General features: G+C 55.8%; 21 protein-coding genes and 1 tRNA gene. 3 read left to right on the forward strand and 19 right to left on the reverse strand.

Annotation, left to right across the window (positions count from 1 at the left end; all coding sequences use genetic code 11):
* Nucleotides 1-22: 22 nt before the first annotated feature.
* The 10 genes from Q4T40_13245 to Q4T40_13290 form a co-directional block, all read right to left on the reverse strand.
* A complete protein-coding gene (locus tag Q4T40_13245) occupies nt 23-748 on the reverse strand; it encodes a hypothetical protein (protein ID MDT8902216.1) in 726 nt (241 codons plus the stop codon).
* Nucleotides 748-1,056, reverse strand: coding sequence for a hypothetical protein (locus tag Q4T40_13250; GenBank protein MDT8902217.1), 309 nt, complete (start codon nt 1,054-1,056; stop codon nt 748-750). The genes Q4T40_13245 and Q4T40_13250 overlap by 1 nt, the downstream gene beginning before the upstream one ends.
* Before the next feature lie 24 nt (nt 1,057-1,080).
* Nucleotides 1,081-1,647, reverse strand: a complete 567-nt coding sequence (locus Q4T40_13255) for a hypothetical protein (protein ID MDT8902218.1) — start codon at nt 1,645-1,647, stop codon at nt 1,081-1,083.
* A 14-nt stretch (nt 1,648-1,661) separates the two neighbouring features.
* Nucleotides 1,662-2,483 (reverse strand): PD-(D/E)XK nuclease-like domain-containing protein, encoded by an 822-nt coding sequence (locus tag Q4T40_13260; GenBank protein ID MDT8902219.1) that lies wholly within the window; start codon nt 2,481-2,483, stop codon nt 1,662-1,664.
* Nucleotides 2,443-3,375: a hypothetical protein gene (locus tag Q4T40_13265; protein ID MDT8902220.1), complete on the reverse strand. Its 933-nt coding sequence runs from the start codon at nt 3,373-3,375 to the stop codon at nt 2,443-2,445. Before Q4T40_13265 ends, Q4T40_13260 begins: the two co-directional genes overlap by 41 nt.
* Before the next feature lie 2 nt (nt 3,376-3,377).
* Entirely contained in the window at nt 3,378-3,620 is a 243-nt protein-coding gene (locus Q4T40_13270) for a C2H2-type zinc finger protein (GenBank protein ID MDT8902221.1), read from the reverse strand.
* Nucleotides 3,610-5,184 (reverse strand): hypothetical protein, encoded by a 1,575-nt coding sequence (locus Q4T40_13275; protein MDT8902222.1) that lies wholly within the window; start codon nt 5,182-5,184, stop codon nt 3,610-3,612. The genes Q4T40_13270 and Q4T40_13275 overlap by 11 nt, the downstream gene beginning before the upstream one ends.
* A complete protein-coding gene (locus tag Q4T40_13280) occupies nt 5,087-5,674 on the reverse strand; it encodes a hypothetical protein (protein MDT8902223.1) in 588 nt (195 codons plus the stop codon). Before Q4T40_13280 ends, Q4T40_13275 begins: the two co-directional genes overlap by 98 nt.
* Before the next feature lie 222 nt (nt 5,675-5,896).
* Entirely contained in the window at nt 5,897-6,100 is a 204-nt protein-coding gene (locus Q4T40_13285; protein ID MDT8902224.1) for a helix-turn-helix domain-containing protein, read from the reverse strand.
* A gap of 63 nt (nt 6,101-6,163) precedes the next feature.
* Nucleotides 6,164-6,409, reverse strand: a complete 246-nt coding sequence (locus Q4T40_13290) for a hypothetical protein (GenBank protein ID MDT8902225.1) — start codon at nt 6,407-6,409, stop codon at nt 6,164-6,166.
* Between the two features lie 170 nt (nt 6,410-6,579).
* Here Q4T40_13290 and Q4T40_13295 point away from each other — a divergent pair, with 170 nt between their 5' ends.
* Genes Q4T40_13295 through Q4T40_13305 form a run of 3 tightly spaced genes read left to right on the forward strand, consistent with a single transcriptional unit; the run spans nt 6,580 to nt 8,823 of the window.
* The gene (locus Q4T40_13295) at nt 6,580-7,215 is read left to right on the forward strand and encodes a S24 family peptidase (protein ID MDT8902226.1); all 636 of its coding nucleotides are present in this window, start codon (nt 6,580-6,582) and stop codon (nt 7,213-7,215) included.
* A gap of 15 nt (nt 7,216-7,230) precedes the next feature.
* Entirely contained in the window at nt 7,231-7,542 is a 312-nt protein-coding gene (locus Q4T40_13300) for a hypothetical protein (GenBank protein ID MDT8902227.1), read from the forward strand.
* A 3-nt stretch (nt 7,543-7,545) separates the two neighbouring features.
* Complete coding sequence (locus tag Q4T40_13305; GenBank protein ID MDT8902228.1) at nt 7,546-8,823, forward strand: tyrosine-type recombinase/integrase; 1,278 nt, start codon at nt 7,546-7,548, stop codon at nt 8,821-8,823.
* 84 nt (nt 8,824-8,907) lie between these two features.
* On the opposite strand, the gene Q4T40_13310 is transcribed toward Q4T40_13305, so the two are convergent.
* From Q4T40_13310 to Q4T40_13350, 9 genes are all read right to left on the reverse strand, one after another.
* Nucleotides 8,908-8,983: transfer RNA gene (locus tag Q4T40_13310), tRNA-Ala, on the reverse strand.
* 124 nt (nt 8,984-9,107) lie between these two features.
* Nucleotides 9,108-9,719, reverse strand: coding sequence for a Fe-Mn family superoxide dismutase (locus tag Q4T40_13315; protein ID MDT8902229.1), 612 nt, complete (start codon nt 9,717-9,719; stop codon nt 9,108-9,110).
* On the reverse strand, nt 9,676-10,608 hold the full coding sequence (locus tag Q4T40_13320; protein MDT8902230.1) for a S1-like domain-containing RNA-binding protein: 933 nt from the start codon (nt 10,606-10,608) through the stop codon (nt 9,676-9,678). Before Q4T40_13320 ends, Q4T40_13315 begins: the two co-directional genes overlap by 44 nt.
* A gap of 4 nt (nt 10,609-10,612) precedes the next feature.
* Entirely contained in the window at nt 10,613-10,957 is a 345-nt protein-coding gene (rsfS, locus tag Q4T40_13325; GenBank protein ID MDT8902231.1) for a ribosome silencing factor, read from the reverse strand.
* A gap of 178 nt (nt 10,958-11,135) precedes the next feature.
* Nucleotides 11,136-12,140 (reverse strand): LCP family protein, encoded by a 1,005-nt coding sequence (locus Q4T40_13330; GenBank protein MDT8902232.1) that lies wholly within the window; start codon nt 12,138-12,140, stop codon nt 11,136-11,138.
* A gap of 50 nt (nt 12,141-12,190) precedes the next feature.
* The gene (gene yqeK, locus Q4T40_13335) at nt 12,191-12,757 is read right to left on the reverse strand and encodes a bis(5'-nucleosyl)-tetraphosphatase (symmetrical) YqeK (protein ID MDT8902233.1); all 567 of its coding nucleotides are present in this window, start codon (nt 12,755-12,757) and stop codon (nt 12,191-12,193) included.
* A 143-nt stretch (nt 12,758-12,900) separates the two neighbouring features.
* Nucleotides 12,901-13,158, reverse strand: coding sequence for an RNA-binding protein (locus tag Q4T40_13340; protein ID MDT8902234.1), 258 nt, complete (start codon nt 13,156-13,158; stop codon nt 12,901-12,903).
* Nucleotides 13,159-13,330: 172 nt separating this feature from the next.
* Entirely contained in the window at nt 13,331-13,792 is a 462-nt protein-coding gene (locus tag Q4T40_13345) for a hypothetical protein (protein ID MDT8902235.1), read from the reverse strand.
* A 7-nt stretch (nt 13,793-13,799) separates the two neighbouring features.
* Nucleotides 13,800-15,452 (reverse strand): EAL domain-containing protein, encoded by a 1,653-nt coding sequence (locus Q4T40_13350; GenBank protein MDT8902236.1) that lies wholly within the window; start codon nt 15,450-15,452, stop codon nt 13,800-13,802.
* Between the last annotated feature and the right edge of the window lie 264 nt (nt 15,453-15,716).

Genomic DNA, 15,716 nt, shown 5'->3' on the forward strand with positions numbered 1-15,716 from the left:
CGGCACCCCCTCCCGCTGCAGTTTAGATCTTGCCGGTGACGATCAGGTATCCGTCCAGTTCGGCATGTATCTTGGCGATCTCGGCCGCAACCGCTTCCTGCTTGTACCGTGGCAGCTTCGGGCAGGATAGTTGGAACAGCACCTTTTCCGATTCGCTGCGCGGTTTGACCACTTCGATTTCGACTTCCACCGGGACGATGTTCCCGCTTTCGTTGAAAATCTCCATGTTGACCAGGATCATCTGCGGGATCCGAACAGTCCCTTCCGCTTCGCCGACCCTCATGGAAAAGGTGTAATTATTGCGATCATCGAAGGTGAAGTCGCCGGTTATGTTGGTGACGAACTTGAAATTCTGCAGCGCAGCCATCAGCGGTTCGATTTCTAATAGTTCATCCGGTTCGCGCCGCTGCAGGAATTTGATGAACTGTCGCTGATCCAGCTGGCCACCCTTCAGCAGCGGTTCCCATTCCTGATATTGCTGCGAATGTTTGAAGGCATAGTTCAGCCGGTCCTGATCCCGGTCATGCACCGTATCATTCAGGATCACCTGCACCCCGGAATCGGAATAAGCGATAATGCAATCTTCCTTGCTGGCCTTCGATTTGATCAACCGGATCAGGCTGTCAGTCGAATACGCCTGATATTCGAACGCCTTGTGGACATATATCGGCGCCGCCTGCCCCTCCCGGATGATCAGTTCGTTTCCTTTTCCTTCGACGGATCCCACATGAACATCAAGATTTTCCATTAATTCGTATCCTCCTTAAACATATTGACCAGCTTGGGTTTCTCCATCGGCGCTTCCGTTTTCAGCCCATAGTTCTCCGTGATCTGGCAGATGCTTGCCTTCTTGATCGCCGGGAACGTGGGCGAAATGGAGAAGGCTGCGGCGACCATTGTGGTCGTGTCCGGAACCCGGGCAAATTCCAGGCCGATGGTGATCTTCCCCTTCTGCCCCTGCCCTAGCGCGCAGATCAGCCCGGGCAGGATTTCCTGGAACTTCTTTTCAAGTTCCCCCTGGCATACCGTGGATAGAGTGACTTCGACTTCGGGCATGGTATTGAACCCCCTTTCGTTATATTAAAGCAGTTTCTGCTGCTTCGCCTTGACTTCGCGCTGCGGGATCGGCTGCGCATCGGTCAGTTTACCGGTCCAGGTTTTTGTGCTATCATCGAATTGAAGCGGGAACTTCATGTTCAGCGGGATCCCCTTCGCTTCCAGCACGCGCATCAGCGCCATGTTCGCCACCTGATAACCGTTAACCTGACCTTCGCCGTTTCTGTGGAGAGTTACCGGAAACCCGGTTTCCTCCACACGGATCTGAAGCAGGCCCGCTTCACGATCCACCTTGAACCCCAGCGTATCTTTTTCCGTAAGTTCACATTCCTTTACCGCGTGGTGATTCAGCGTAATCTGCCACGCGCTTTTTCTTGCCAGCAGGGAAACCATCGACCCGCGCGGCCGATTCGCCAGCGCCGGAACGTCCGGACCTTTGCGGCCGATCCAATCGGCAGCTTCCTGCGGCGCGTGCATCGGCGCCCCCTGCAGTTCCGCAGGCTGTTCTTTCAGCATCAGATCAACTACGCCGATACAGGCCACCAGACAGCTTTTCACCAGATCCAGGTTTTGCTTTTGCGTGATTTCCACCCCGATCTCCCTCCTTATTCAAACTCCCGATAGAATACAATCTGATCCAGCTTTTTTGTCAGGCGGCAGTAAGCGCAGCAGCCGCAGCGCGCCGGCTCGATCTTCCCCGCCTTCACCGCCAGGATCCGCGGCATGTTCTTTTCGATCTCCCGCAGTTCGGCGGCGTAGCGGTCCGGTTCTTTCAGGCTGATGATCTCCTTGTCCGGGGGATCCTCCTTCGACGCCACCACCATGATCGGTTCCAGGTATTCCCCCAGACCGCGGCCAGATGCCAGCCGTTCCACTTCGGTATAAATCGCTGCCTGCCGCGGGTATTTCCAGTATTCGATGAAGGACACCCATTCGCGCAGTTCCCGGTCATACTCCCTAGCCCGGATGCTTTTGGCCGACTTCAGTTCCACCAGCCTGCCCTGCTCCCGGTTCAGCGAATCGATCTGCACCTTCCACCAGCAGCCGAACATGAACGCGGTCAGGATCACTTCCTTCTGCCCCTGTAGCACCCACATGGCGAAGGGATCCATCCGGAGGCAATCGATCATGCTCTGCACCTTCACGAACGGCGCCTTCAATTCGCCGTCCTTCTTGCAGATCTCGCTGCGGTACTTAGCGAAGAACTCTGCCAGCTTATCCGGCCCATGGTTCCAGGCGTGAAACAGCCGACCGGCCAGCAGCGATTCGCGTTCTTCCTCCTTGTACTCTCCGCTGATCTTCGCCATGGCCATCGCTTCGCAGGCCAAGAAATCATTGTACTGCCCCCGGGACATAAACAGCTGGTTCGCTTCCAGCGAATGATAGTTATCGTTTGTCAGCTTTAGCGCCGGCGCTGCCGTTGCCATCGAACATTCCTCCCTGTTCCGCAGTTTGGCCGGCGCCCGCCGTAGCAGCCTGCGCCGCCTTGAACATCGCTTCAGTATTCGTCGTTTCCCCGGCCTCGGCCGCGGGCAGCTTGAACCCTTCGAAAACATCCTCCCGCTTGGAAACGCCATCCTTGATAGCGTTGTAAACCTTACCGAGCCGAAGCACATCCTTTTCGGAGAACCGCGCCGTAGGCAGGCCGATCAGCTTTTCCAGCATTTCCTTTGTCACCTGAAAATCCGTAAGGAACTTGTCCACCATATTCCGGATGCGATCCCCCAGCGGTTCGGGATTGGCGCCTATCAGGGTTTTGTCGCATTCCTTAACGGCCGCTTCCACGATATCCCCCGGAATGATCCCCAGGATGCAGGCCCGCAGGCGCCGCGCGCCCATGTTGGCCGTCAGTTCGTAAACATCGCGCGGATCATCCAGCTTCTTGATGAACCCCTTGGCCTTGCGTTCGTGCGGCACATAAAATTCCCGCGTCTGTCGCACATTGGTTTCAAGATCCCAGCAGTAGGCCAGCATAACGCTTTTGTCATCGCGCTGTTCCAGCTGCATGATGCCGTAATCCAGATTGCCCCACTCGCGGGCAAGGACTTCAGCCATCCGGATGCTGGGACCATCCACCTTTTCCCCGCCGCGGGAATATTCGTATGTGGCGACTTCGGCCAGCGACTTGCGCCGACAGGCGTTCATTATCCGGGCATAAGCCAGATCAGCATCCCGCGGGAACCGTTTGGCCAGGACAGCCATGGCCTGAATCTCCTGCGCTGCCCGCGTCACCAGCGCTTCGACGCCGGCGCCACGATGCGCTTGCAGTTCGGCCGGCGAAGCCGTGTTGAAGGTTTGAACGCTGGTCCCTTCGTTCATGCCTACCCCTCCCCTTGTGCGTCGATTTGCACAATTTCCCGGAAAGCATACCGCGCTACCGATTCCCTTCCGTCGCCATCACGGAAACTAACATGCAGATTATCGGGATAGATTTTGCCGGCCGTAACCTTCAACGGTTTAACAGCGTAAGGCTGGGGATGATCTTTTTCGTGCTGTTCGCACTTCGCGGCGTCTTTGAAGGTTTTCCCGCAGATCTCGCAGGAATAACTGGTTTTAGTGAGCATTTGCCACCGCCTCCGTTTCGATCACCAGATCGCCGTCCGTGACCTCCGTCACGAAATACTGGAACGCCTTATCCACCAGGATCTGTTTTAGGAACTCCGCTTTTACCGTAGCGTCCAGGTGTTCCAGCTTGTCCACGCAGATCAGCTTCAGCGGGTTATCCTTCGCGTAGGCCCGGGCGATATCCAGGCACACCCGCACCTGCTTGGAAGTTGATAGGTTCGACAGCGGCAGACCTTTGATCGTCACCATGCCGTTTTCATCGACGCCCAACCCTTCCAGCGGCAGTTCCACCGTGGCCAGCAGTTCGGCCGGCTTCGCGCGGCAGATCTGCACGAATCTATCAAGCAGCGTAGCGCGTTCTTCGTACCCCTTCAGGCGATTGGCGATCTCCGCGACCTGTTTGGCCAGGGGGATGAATCCCTTCATTTCCTCCGCGTGCTTGGCTTTGAATTGCAGCGGTTCCGGATCTACGGCCGGATTGTTAGCCAGATAGGTTTCCGCGTTCTTTTTGGTTTCTGCCTGCTGATCCAGTTCGCGCTGCTTGTTCGCTTCGATCCCCTTCAGCGCTTCCTGCAGCTGCAGATCCAGCGCTTCAGTTTTGGCCTGCAGGCCGGTATCGTTCAGGTTATTCCAGCGCTCAACCAGGACGGCCCGTTGCTTTTCCAGTTCAGCAATCTGATTATTGATATCGGTCAGCTGTGCTTCGATTTCCAACTTGGCCTTGTTGACTTCACCCAGCGCCTGCTGCGCCTTGAAGTTCCGAAAATCCTGCGCTTCATTGGCCTGCAGCTGGTATTTGTTTTTGATGTTGGCCACGTCCTGATCATACCGATCAATGACCAGCTGCGCCTTCTCCCGGGTGCTGTTGACGTTTTCGATGGCGCGGATCTGATCGTACATGGCCGACAGCTGCACGTTCTCCCAATCTTCCAGGCGGTAGTTATCGGGCAGGTTCTTCCTGACCGCGTCCAGTTCGGCTTCCGCGGACCGCACATCGCTGTTCGCCTGATGCCGGCCATCGTACCACCATTTTTCCATTTCCCGGACCACCTGCAGGCCATGCTTGGAGTAATCGACGGCCGGGATCTGATCAGGCCCGAACCATTCGGCAGCATCTTCGGCCGTGACGGAGATCGGCAGCATCCCCAGGAGGATCCCGGTCTGTTCCGTATCCTTCTTGGCCATGAAATCCACCGGATTGAAGGCAAACACATCGCCCTTCCGCTTGCCGACCACTCCGAACAGTTCCTTCAGGTAGCTTTCCGGCGTAGTAATGGGATGCCCCTTGATCGTTACCTTGGCGCTGGGATCTCCTTCGGCCGGGATACTGCGTTCGACTTTTAGACCATCATCGGTTTCCAGTTCCAGATAAGCCTGATCCTCGCCGGTTCGGACGAACTTCGCCCGCCGCTGCTGGTTATATAGCGCCTTTTCGATACATTCCAGGATCGAAGTTTTCCCGCGCTCATTCCCCCCGCGGATCAGATTCACATGGCCGGCGTTCACCACCAGTTCCTTGATCCCCAGCGCGTTCCGGATCACCAGCCGCTTGATCATCGACATTCGCGGATCCCCCTTTCATTGGAATAATCCTTTGTTTCTGGCGCTGCAGCACTTCTTTGCGCAGCTTCCATTCCTGCTGCTGAACCCCCAGCAGCACTTCATCCTTGTGCGTGAACATCGCTTCCTTCTGGATCGTGTCCTTGACCGCTTGCAGAGCAGCTTCGTATTCCACGGTATCCAGCGGGATCATCGAAAGATAGCCGGCCATCGCGTCCATCAGGGTATGCTTGCCTGACATATAGGAGTAGAAAAGATCCCGGCCTATCTGATCGGCGCGTTCTTTTGCAATCAACTCTATGTAGTTATCAGGGATCTTTGCCGTCTTTTTGGCCGTTCTCTCCGTGGTGACCACCGGCTGCGGCGCCTCTGCATAGTCCCGGAACGGATACCCGCGCACCCACCGATCAGCCCACGCCGCCATCCGGGTTACTTCCTCCTGGATCACGGCCAGATTTAGCGGCAGGATGCAGACAGTATCATGCGTTTTCACATCATCACCCCCTTACCATGGAATTTGACCGGTCAGGCGCCAGTACAAGATGATCGCGTGCGCCCACGCATAGGCCAGCGCTGCGCAGAGGAAAAGCAGAATTGCCACCCACTTCACCAGCAGCCATATTCGCCGATTGCGCTTTTCCCGCGCAGCCCGCTGATCAGCTAACCGATGCGCCATGGAAGTCCGGAGGATCCTCCGGTAAACCGATGCCACCACCTAGCACACCCCCTTCCAGTTATGGAACCAATCAATGATCAGCCAGACCGGATAGCGCGGCTGTTTCCCCACATACCTATGCGGGATCTCTTTCCGGCGCGTCAATTCGTAAATGGTATCCTTTGATACGCCGAGCAGTTTGGCAGTTTGAATCGCATTCAGCAAATCGTCCGCGCAAATCTTATCCGGCTTCGGAATGACCACTTTTCACACCGCCTTTCGTTTACAACTCTCAATCAACAAAAGCCACCACATTTCCCGTTGTTGTCATTTTTTAATTACAATAGGGGTAAAAAAATACTCTGACGAATACCCAGGAAATGCGGTTTTGAATGCGGCAATCGTGCCACCGCCTGCAGAGGAACCAACCTTGAATAATTTCGTAATTTGTCCTCTGCTTAATCCGACAAAATGTGCCAAAGCTGCTTTATTCTTGATTTTGTGATCATTCATGGCGCGTTCAATATTTGCGATTATCGGACACATTTTTACATTTTTCGATACTTCCGACATAACATGCTCCCCTCCTTTCGCATGAAGATTGTAATTTTTTGTTGTCATTTTTATTCTACACTTCGACATTTACTGCTGTCAACAAAAATTTACTTTTCCACTCATAACCGTTTACTATTGGAAACAGTTATGGTAAAATATTGATGAATTGAAAAGAAAGGATGGATTCCATGTCCGATATCACTCCTGTAGGTGAATTAATATTATCTGCCATAGAAGAAAAAGGATGGAGCCAACGAGAACTTGCAGCACGCGCTGGGATTAGCAATACAGAAGTTGGGAAAATAATAAAAAAAGGGGAGCGCAAAAAGCCCCCAATAAACAATGTTATTAAAATAGCTAAAGCCCTCGGAAAACCTACTGAACCATTCTTAAATGCGTTAGGCGTTACAATTCTTTCATTAGCACCAACCACATCAGGCGGACGCGTAAAAATCCCGATTATAGGAACAGTAAAAGCTGGATACAATGGGCTAGCCTATGAAGATTTTATGGGTGACGAATGGACTGATCGAGACGAATTAAGCGTAGGGTATGATTATCGATGGTTAAAAGTTAAAGGCGATAGTATGATCAACGCAGGCATATTTGATGGAGATTTAGCCTTAGTTAGAATTCAATCAGATGTTGAAAATGGATCGCTGGCCGTAATAGTAATTGATGGTGAAGAAGGAACAATTAAGAGAGTTTATAAAGAGAACGGCACCCTGATACTCCAATCAGCAAATCCTAACATCCCCCCGCGGATCGTCAAAGAAGATTATTACATTATGGGAGTAGTAAAGCAAATTAAGAGAAAATTTTAGAGAGAGGCGAAAAGCATGTATTTAATGCTGTTTTCTTTAGGATTTTGCGGATGGGGAAGCTACTATTTTTTAAAAGGAATCAGCGCCGGATATAATACAGATATTTTGCTAGGTGGTGTTTTTATGGGATTAGGCCTAAATATTTCCCTTATACACCCCATGACAATTATATTAAGTATCGTCGCTTCTGTTGTCGGATACTTTTTTTTATCAAGCTGGTATTATGGATTATTTGGTTACTGGCTAGTTCAATCCGGGATATTTTTAATTATGACAGGAATTCCATTTATTGCCGCCACAATAACTGCTTTTCTCGCAAGGAGGTAATCAGTGAGCATACAGGAAAAGAACGGAATATGGTATGCGGTTATCATGTACCGGGATCCCCTAACCAACAAGAAGAAGTATAAATGGGTGCGGGCCGGGAAATCCTCTAAGGAGGCCGAAAAGCTGGAACGCAGCCTGCGGACCGATCTTGACCGGGGGAATATCACCTTTTCGGATAAAACCACCCTGGAAAAGTTTCTCAACCAATGGTTGGAAATAGTAATTAAACCAAATTTACGTGCATCAACATACGCTAATTACAAAGTCCAGATAAAGAATATCAGCAAGAATCTTGGCAACACCGATCTGATCAAACTGAAGGCCCCACAAATTCAGGCGCACTATAACAGCGAATTGCAGCGCCCGCTGAAAAAAGACAAGGATGGCAACGTGGTGAAAACCGTCCGTCCCACATCCGTCCGTCTGCAGCACTCCATCCTGACCATGGCCCTGGATAAAGCGGTGGAATGGCAGCTGATCCCAAAGAACCCCTGCAACTTTACCGATCCCCCACAGAAGAACAAACCGAAAAATGCCGCCTACGCGCCCCAGCACGTCCAAACGGCCATTGATATAGCGGAGGATACCAATCTATACTTACCGGTCTTGCTGGGCTTCCTGTGCGGCCTACGGCGGGGAGAAATATGTGGCCTCCGCTGGTCGGATCTGAACTTAAGGGAAAAGTACGCGAAGGTGCAGCACAGTCTGGACCGGATGAATATCGATGATGCGATCAGGCTGCACAAGGATGGCATAGTGGCATGGTACGGCTACCCCAGCAAGGATAATAAATCCGTCCTGGCGCTGGGGCCGGTCAAAACAGATGAAAGCGAAGGATACGTTTCCCTGCCGACAATCGTTATCAACGAACTCCGCATGGAACTCCTGGCGCAGATCATCCAGATGGAACGGCTTGGACCCTCCTATCACGATCATGATTTCGTTTGGATATGGGATGACGGCCGGCCGCATGATCCGGATTACTTATACCACTCTTTCAAGAAGATGATCCGGCGCCAGAATAAGGCGGTGGACGATGATTCGAAGATCCCGGCCAACGAAAAGGAAGCCCGGAAGTTACCCGATATTCGGCCCCACGATATGCGCCATACACACGCCACCCTGCTGCTGCGCAGCAAGATCGATACCAAGATCGTCAGCCAAAAGCTACGCCACAAAAAGGCGTCATTCACCCAGGATTATTACCAGCACGTTCACAAGGATATGCAGGAAGAAACGGCCAATGTAATGGATGAAATGTTTGGGAAAAAAGACGATTAATTTTTTTGTGGCCGCGGGATTAGAAAACGGATTAGATAAACGAAAAAGGTTCCGGAGAAAAATCCCCGGAACCCTTGTCGTGACTGGTGGAGGTAAGCGGGATCGAACCGCTGACCTCTTGAATGCCATTCAAGCGCTCTCCCAGCTGAGCTATACCCCCATATTCACTTGGTGCGGTTGTCCTGCCGACATAGAGTATAATATCATAACGGGCGAAGTAATGTCAACAGGTTTTCTGGTGGTACTTTTTAGGGGGATGCGTCGGCATCCCCCGCCCCGTTTCCTCACAGTAGCCGGCCTTCGGCCGCCTCCCAGTTGATGTTGCGGAAGAAGGCCTCGATGTAGTCGGCCCGCCTGGCGGCGTAGTCGAGCATGTAGGCGTGTTCGAAGACGTCCATAACGAGGATGGGGTTGCAGCCTGCCGGATGCCCGGTGTCGTGCTCGTTGATCCAGAAGTTGATGAGCCGGCCATTGTTTACGTCCTGATACAGAACGACCCAGCCTATGCCCCGCATCGCGCCGGTTACCTTAAAATCCTTGGCCCATTCGCCCGGGCCGCCGAAGTCCTCGGTCATCCGGGCGGCCAGCAAACCTTCGGGGACGAGGATGCCGTCGCCACCAAGGTTTTCGAAGTAGAGCTCGTGCAGGCGCATGCCGTTGAATTCCCAGCCCAGGCGACGTCTGAGTTCGGCGTATTCGGGGGAGGATGTTTTCCCGGCCGGCGCCGCTTCGCGAAGGAGGCCGAGGAGTTTGTTGGTGTTGGCGACATAGCCCTGATAAAGGCCAAAATGGGTTTTAAGCAACGTTTCGCTGAACCCGTCCATGCCGAGGAGGGAGGAGTAGTCGCTGGCGTTATATAGAATCTCCGTGCCGGTCAGGTTGGCCTGTTGTCCCAAGGCGGTCCCCTCCTTCGCTGTCGTCGGGTTGTTTAAGGTATGTCCAGCCTTCGCGCTGTTCGACCAAGCCGGCTTTCATCAGGCGGCCGAGGGCGCGCTTGAAAGATGCTTTGCTGATGCGGAATTTCTCTTTGACAGTCTCCGGCGGGGTGGCGTCGCTGTACGGCATGCTGCCGTCGCGGGAGCGGAGCATGGCGAGGATGGCTTCGGCATCGATGTCCATGGCCTCTTGCTTGACCGGCCTGGTAGAGATGTTGATGCGGCCGTCGTCGCGGACAAAGGTGACGCGGGCGGTTATCTCCTGGCCGAGGCTGGGGCGTTCGGCGGTTTCGCTGTGATGGAGGAAGGCTATATGCCTGTCAGTGGTGAAGAGGAAGGCGCCTTCGTCGGTGAGGTTGTATACCGAGCCTGTTATCCGGTCGCCAAGCTTGACGTCTTCGGCCGGCCGCGCCGCCCGCCTGAGCTCGTCCTCGACTTCCATAGTGACGGCCGGACGGCCGGATTTGTCGCGGTAAAGCTTGATCCACACCTTGTCGCCCCGGCGAACCCGGCCTTTCATGCCGGCGAAGGGCATGAATACGCCGCGTTCGGCGCCGATGTCGACGAATGCCCCGTCCCTGGTGGTGTTGATGACGGCGGCTCTGGCGACCTGCCCCTCCCGCATCTTCGGCAGCCGCATGCTGGCGGTGAGGCGGCCCTTGGGGTCTAGGTAAAGGTAAACGGGCAGCTTCTCGCCCACGGTCACTTCGCGGGTTTGCTGGGCGCGATGGAGCAGGATGTCGTCGGTCGTTTTGCCGGTGCCGGCGTCGAGGAAGGCGCCCGGTTCGCCCGTGCGCACGACGGCAAGCGTGCGGACGGTGCCCGGCTTGAGTTCTGTATCGTTAGTCATGATATCACTCTTGGTAGGAGTATGACTTGGCGTCGCCCCAAAGACGTTCCAGGCTGTAATACCGGCGGTCTTCCTCGACGAAGATGTGTGCGACGCAGGCGCCGTAGTCCATCAGTATCCAGCGGGCCTCCCGGTAGCCCTCCTTGCGCAGCAGGGTTATCCCCGCTTCCTCTAGCCTCTCTTCGATATTATCGGCGATCGCCTGCACCTGGGTGGTGGAATTGGCGCTACAGATGACAAAGTGGTCGGCGACCAGCGAAACCCCCTCCAGGTCTAAAATGACGATGTCGCGGGCTTTTTTGTCACTGGCCGCTGCCGCCGCCAACTCGGCCAAGTTTGCTTCGGTCATGCTTTACCTCCTGAAATCGGTGCCTTCCTTTAGTAATCTCATTCTTATCATATTCTATTCTTGCTGATTATGCCCGTTTCCTGCCGCCGCTTCCCCTCCCCGTACCGCTCTTGAGGAAAAAGAAGCCCCCTATGGGAAGGGCTGGGCCCGTCCGTCATAGGGGGGTGCAAGCGATTCGTTATAAGTTGCCGCGCGTCTTGCTGGGAAGGTTGCCGCTGACTTTGGCGCCGCCGGCCGAAAAAAGCGTCTGGACGAGCGCCTTGGTCCCCTCTTTGTCCGCGACCCAGTAGCTGAGTCCGTCGATAGTGGCAAAATCGCCGGGCAGCAGTTCGGCCTTTAACCCGCCGTCCTTGAAGCCCTTGAGGGTGTTGGCGAGCGTGAGCATGGTGAGCGGCGGCATGTCGCTGGCCACGTACTGCCTGAGGGTGGCGGAGAGAGCCGGCAGCTTGAGCAGCGTTCCGACCTGGAGCATTTCGTCGGTCATGGCTTTCAGGAAACGCTGCTGGCGGTGCACCCGGCCGATATCGCCGAGTTCGTCGTGACGGAAGCGGATATACTGGCCGGCTTTCTCGCCGTCGAGGTGCTGGTAACCTTTCTTGAGGTGGATGCTCAAACCGGCATACGGGTCGTCGTAGTTCATGTCCCGCTCGACGTACAGGTCCACCCCGCCGAGGATATCTACGACGCTGACAAAGCCTTTCCAGTCCATAGCGATATAATAGTTGATAGGCACACCCAGGAAGGCCTCCACCGTCCGGGTGGCAAGCTCGGGGCCGCCGTATGCGTAGGCGTGGGTGATCTTGTCGTAGCCGGCGCGGCCGGGGATGGCCACCCGCGTGTCTCGGGGGATGGAGAGCATGCTGACCGCCCCGTCGGCCGGGTCGACGCTGGCAACGATCATCGTATCCGAGCGTTTCGGCGCGCCGGGTGTTTCGTTGTCCCCCTCGTCGATGCCGAGAATCAGAATATTGACCCGTTTGCCGAGCGCGGTATCAGCGGTAATCCGGGTTTCGGGCGTAGAGCCACCGCCGGGCAGGGCGGCGGTGTCGAACATTTTCAAGTAGGCGTAGAGGGCGGCGCCGGCAAATGCCGTCACGAAGACGACGAATACGGCGAAGACAAGGAACACGCGCGACCAGCGGATCTTGCGGCGCGCACGGGTCGAGTCCAGGCGGCTGCGCATATCAACCCCCCTCTCTAGAGCTTTTCTACAGCCTCCAAATTAATAATCGGTTAATTCTTTATCTTCATCAGCAGGGCGTTGCGCCCTTCGACCGTCGCCGGATGGATGAGCCGCCGTTCGGCGAGAAGATGGCTCAGAGTCTGATCGTAGGCGGCCAACAGGGCCACGGGCAGATCTTCCCCGGCCAGCTCCCGCAGGCGGTCGACCCCCGGAAACGACCTTGCGGGTTCGATATAGTCGGCAAGAAAGACGATTTCATCAAGCAGCGCCATCGACGGCCCACCTGTGGTATGCCAACGGATGGCTGCAAGCACCTCCGGGTCGTCCACGCCAAAATCGCGGCTGGCAATCATCGCGCCGACCGGCGCATGCAAAAGCATGGGCTCCCGTTTTTCGACATCATTCACCACTATACCAGACGCCGCGGCGACCTGCAATAGGATGTTGCTGGGCATGCCGCGGGCGCAGTCGTGGAGAAGCCCCGCCAGCCGGGCTTTGCCGACGTCGGCGCCATACTTGGCGGCCAAAACGGCGGCCGTTTCGCTGACACCCCGGGAATGCTCAAGGCGCTTGGGTGACAAAACTTTCGTCAGTTGTGCGAACATCTTATCAGTCATTGCCTTCACCTTTTGCTAAAATTCGCTATTATCCACCCGATTCCTGCGTCCGCCAGCCGGCGGCGGACAGAGGAAAGGACTTGGCATACCGCCAAGTCCCGAGGAAATAAAATGCCTCCCTCGAAAGGAGGCACTTGTTTCAACTAGTATTGTCCCTGCCGCGGCTTGGCCTCATTTACGACAACCTGGCGGCCGCCGAAGTCGGCGCCGTTCATCGCGGCAATCATGTTGTCCACATCAGCGTCCTCGACCTCGACAAAACCAAAGCCCCTTGATCTGCCTGTTTCTTTGTCAGTGATGATGCGACTGGATATAACCGAACCGTGCGGACGGAACGCTTCCGCGAGATCGGCTTCCGTTGTGCCCCAGGGCAAGTTACCGACATAGAGAGTTTTCGCCATTAAAGGAATCACCCCTCTTTCCAATGAACTCGACTGCTGCTTACACCATCAGTATCTGCCGATTCGCGGCCTTTATGCCTGCCTTATAATGGGAGGGACATACGCCGGGGATCGATGGTAATAAAGGATAATAGCTGCAAAGCGCGGCCTTTTGTATTTCCCGGCAATTATTTTACCAGTTCCACGTACCGTCCCTGTTCCAGCGGCCGGGGAGCGGCTTCAATATCCCGAGGCTCTGGAGGAGACGCCCCGACATGCTGCGGTCCGGCTGCCGGAAATAGCCCTTGCTTTTGGCTTGGGGATCGGGGGCGCAGTTCATTTTCTTCGCCTCGCCGGCGGTCGTCAGCAGCAGTCCGGCGGCGTCCCGCCCGCTGTTTTCCAGGTAGGGGGGCGGATAGTAAACCCGCTGGTCGAGGTCGGCGTAGACCCATGCGGCGGCAGGAGCCGGGACGGTATTATCGAAAAAAAAGCCGGCGACGAACATGCACAACACGACGACGAGCAGCCTCGCCAGCCCCCTGGGCCGCCGCTCCCGCTTCCGCCCGGCAAGATACTTGTCCGCCGTTTCCCGCCGCCGGCTTTCCCGGGCGCTGCCTCCAGGCCCCGGGGTAAAAAAGGCGCTCCCCGTTTTCATCTATCGATCACTTTCCCTCGCGCTCGCCGAGGCGCAGCAGCAGTCCGGGCACGTCCTGCTGGGCGACCGGCCTGCTGTAGTAGAAGCCCTGGACAAAGTCGCACTTGTATTTTATCAGTTTCGCCAGCTGACCTTCGGTCTCGACTCCCTCGGCGACCACCTGCAGGCGTGCGCGGTGGGCGAGGCTGATGATCGAGCCGATTATCTCCCGCTGGCCGTCGATGTCGTTCAGATCATCGACGAACGACTTGTCGATCTTGATGATATCGACAGGCAACTGACGAAGGTATTTAAGCGACGAATATCCTGTGCCGAAATCATCGAGGTAAATCCTCACGCCAAAGCGCCGGATCTCGGCGAGTTTGTCGATGTTGGCCTCGAAGTTGTCCATCAGCACGCTTTCGGTAATTTCGAAGGCGACGTCCCGCGGATCGACACCCGTCGCGCCAATTACTTCCCGTACCCAGTCGACGAAGTCACCGCGAATAAGCTGGACAACCGACAGGTTGACGCTGACGACGGGATGGCCGGCGCCCTGACGGCGCATAGCGGCGGCGAAAGAGCAGGCGTTGCGGAAAACCCAGTCGCCGATCGGCACAATCAGGCCCGTTTCTTCCGCTATTTTGACGAATTCGCCGGGCATGACTATTCTATCGGGACGCTGCCAACGCAGCAGTGCCTCAAGACCGGATACGCGCCCTGTGGCCGTTTCGATGAACGGCTGGTACGACAGGCGCAGTTCCCCGTTGGGGATCGCCTCGCGAAGATCTCGCTCGGTCATCATCTTCCGCCGCACAAGTTCGTCCATCGAGCGGTCGAAAAACACGTGGCGGTTCTTGCCGAGTTCCTTGGCCTTATACATGGCTAGGTCGGCATTTTTAAACAGTTCTTCGGCCGATACCCCGTCGTCAGGGAACACGGTCACCCCGACGCTGACGGTTACATACACGCTTTTGCCGTTGAGGCTGAGCGGGTTGGCGAAAATAGCCAGCAGACGGTCGGCGTATTCAGCCGCCCGGCCACGGTCGGCGTCTTCAATGAGGACGATGAACTCGTCGCCGCCGACGCGGGCGACGAAGTGGCGGTCGTCATCAATGTCCCGCAGCTGCCGGCTTACGAGGACAAGCAGTTTATCGCCGTGGGAGTGGCCGAAAGTGTCGTTGATGACTTTAAAGTTGTCGAGGTCGATGAACACGATTGCTCCCCGCAGGCCTTCGGCCGTCCCGGCGGCGAGGTCCTGGAGCTTGCGGTTAAGCGCCGCCCGGTTGGCGATGCCGGTGAGCGAGTCGTGGTAAGCCATATGGCGAACAAGTTCTTCCTTGGCCTTGCGTTCCGAAATATCGGTTATCGATCCCGCCATTCTGACGGGCCGGCCGGCTTCGTCCAGGAGCGCTTTACCCCTGGTCATGATCCACTTTAAGCCGCCGGGGGTTTTGATTCTGTGCTCATAGACGAAATGCGGGGTCTTGCCCTGCAGATGACCGCGCAGGGCGGCGAGAACCTTGCGCCGTTCGCCGGCCGGCACGGCCTTGGCGAAATACTGGTCCAATCCGATGATCGTCTGCCGGTCCAGGCCGACAAGCTCGGTGCAGTGTTCCGAAAGATAAACCTCGTTGGTGGCGAAATCCCAGTCCCACAGGCCGTCGTTGGCCCCGACCAAGGCCAGTTTATACCGCTCCTCGCTCTCCTGCAGCGCCTGTTTGGCGGCGCTTCGTACTGGGCCTGGAGTTCTTCCTGCGACGCGAGGATTTCCTCGTAGAGGCCGCCGAGTTCCTCGTTGCTTTTCATCAATTTGCGTTCCGCCGCCCGACGCCGCCGGATGCTGTTTATCAGGATAAGGATATACGCCGCCATCACGCAGAAGATCGCCGCCGCGGCGGTAATCACCTGTCTGTGCTGCTCGTAGAACGACAGGGGCTTGTTG

Source organism: Selenomonadales bacterium 4137-cl, assembly GCA_032334055.1.
In the GTDB taxonomy this organism is placed as follows: domain Bacteria; phylum Bacillota; class Negativicutes; order Sporomusales; family UBA7701; genus Anaeroselena; species Anaeroselena agilis.